The sequence below is a fragment of the Streptomyces sp. NPDC059909 genome, assembly GCF_042730885.1.
Taxonomy (GTDB): domain Bacteria; phylum Actinomycetota; class Actinomycetes; order Streptomycetales; family Streptomycetaceae; genus Streptomyces.
The window spans coordinates 1-2,495 of record NZ_JBHWKX010000188.1 but is presented as its reverse complement, the minus strand read 5'-3'; the positions used below and the strand labels follow the sequence as shown (position 1 = coordinate 2,495).

The following is a 2,495-nucleotide window of genomic DNA, read 5'->3' as shown; positions in this document are numbered from 1 at the left end:
ACACAGTGGACGCGAGCAACTGAGGACAAGCCCTCGGCCTATTAGTACCGGTCAACTCCACCAGTTACCTGGCTTCCATATCCGGCCTATCAACCCAGTCGTCTACTGGGAGCCTTACCCTCTCATGGAGGTGGGAGTCCTCATCTCGAAGCAGGCTTCCCGCTTAGATGCTTTCAGCGGTTATCCCTCCCGAACGTAGCCAACCAGCCATGCCCTTGGCAGAACAACTGGCACACCAGAGGTTCGTCCGTCCCGGTCCTCTCGTACTAGGGACAGCCCTTCTCAAGACTCCTACGCGCACAGCGGATAGGGACCGAACTGTCTCACGACGTTCTAAACCCAGCTCGCGTACCGCTTTAATGGGCGAACAGCCCAACCCTTGGGACCGACTCCAGCCCCAGGATGCGACGAGCCGACATCGAGGTGCCAAACCATCCCGTCGATATGGACTCTTGGGGAAGATCAGCCTGTTATCCCCGGGGTACCTTTTATCCGTTGAGCGACGGCGCTTCCACAAGCCACCGCCGGATCACTAGTCCCGACTTTCGTCCCTGCTCGACCCGTCGGTCTCACAGTCAAGCTCCCTTGTGCACTTACACTCAACACCTGATTGCCAACCAGGCTGAGGGAACCTTTGGGCGCCTCCGTTACCCTTTGGGAGGCAACCGCCCCAGTTAAACTACCCATCAGACACTGTCCCTGATCCGGATCACGGACCCAGGTTAGACATCCAGCACGACCAGAGTGGTATTTCAACGACGACTCCACCTGAACTGGCGTCCAAGCTTCACAGTCTCCCACCTATCCTACACAAGCCGAACCGAACACCAATATCAAACTGTAGTAAAGGTCCCGGGGTCTTTCCGTCCTGCTGCGCGAAACGAGCATCTTTACTCGTAGTGCAATTTCACCGGGCCTATGGTTGAGACAGTCGAGAAGTCGTTACGCCATTCGTGCAGGTCGGAACTTACCCGACAAGGAATTTCGCTACCTTAGGATGGTTATAGTTACCACCGCCGTTTACTGGCGCTTAAGTTCTCAGCTTCGCCCCACCGAAATGGAGCTAACCGGTCCCCTTAACGTTCCAGCACCGGGCAGGCGTCAGTCCGTATACATCGCCTTACGGCTTCGCACGGACCTGTGTTTTTAGTAAACAGTCGCTTCTCGCTGGTCTCTGCGGCCACCCCCAGCTCAGGAAGTAAATTCCCTCACCAAGCGTGGCCCCCCTTCTCCCGAAGTTACGGGGGCATTTTGCCGAGTTCCTTAACCATAGTTCACCCGAACGCCTCGGTATTCTCTACCTGACCACCTGAGTCGGTTTAGGGTACGGGCCGCCATGAAACTCGCTAGAGGCTTTTCTCGACAGCATAGGATCATCCACTTCGCCACAATCGGCTCGGCATCAGGTCTCAGACTATATGCACGACGGATTTGCCTACCGTGCGTCCTACACCCTTACCCCGGGACAACCACCGCCCGGGCTGGACTACCTTCCTGCGTCACCCCATCGCTTACCTACTACCACCTTGGGTCAGCGGCTCCACCACTCCCCATCACTCCGAAGAGATCAAGGGCGGCTTCACGGCCTTAGCATTAATGGGCTCGATACTGGGCGTTTCAAAGCGGGTACCGGAATATCAACCGGTTGTCCATCGACTACGCCTGTCGGCCTCGCCTTAGGTCCCGACTTACCCTGGGCAGATCAGCTTGACCCAGGAACCCTTAGTCAATCGGCGCACACGTTTCTCACGTGTGTATCGCTACTCATGCCTGCATTCTCACTCGTGAACCGTCCACAACTCGCTTCCGCGGCTGCTTCACCCGGCACACGACGCTCCCCTACCCATCACAGTCCCCGTTGGGGGTACATACTGCAATGACACGACTTCGGCGGTACGCTTGAGCCCCGCTACATTGTCGGCGCGGAATCACTTGACCAGTGAGCTATTACGCACTCTTTCAAGGGTGGCTGCTTCTAAGCCAACCTCCTGGTTGTCTCTGCGACTCCACATCCTTTCCCACTTAGCGTACGCTTAGGGGCCTTAGTCGATGCTCTGGGCTGTTTCCCTCTCGACCATGGAGCTTATCCCCCACAGTCTCACTGCCGCGCTCTCACTTACCGGCATTCGGAGTTTGGCTAAGGTCAGTAACCCGGTAGGGCCCATCGCCTATCCAGTGCTCTACCTCCGGCAAGAAACACACGACGCTGCACCTAAATGCATTTCGGGGAGAACCAGCTATCACGGAGTTTGATTGGCCTTTCACCCCTAACCACAGGTCATCCCCCAGGTTTTCAACCCTGGTGGGTTCGGTCCTCCACGAAGTCTTACCTCCGCTTCAACCTGCCCATGGCTAGATCACTCCGCTTCGGGTCTTGAGCGTGCTACTCAAACGCCCTGTTCGGACTCGCTTTCGCTACGGCTTCCCCACACGGGTTAACCTCGCAACACACCGCAAACTCGCAGGCTCATTCTTCAAAAGGCACGCAGTCACGA

At 56.8% G+C, this 2,495-nt stretch carries 1 rRNA gene; it reads right to left on the bottom strand.

Annotation, left to right across the window (positions count from 1 at the left end):
* Nucleotides 1–21: 21 nt before the first annotated feature.
* Nucleotides 22–2,495, bottom strand: a 23S ribosomal RNA gene (locus ACFV9O_RS40045); the annotation flags it as partial.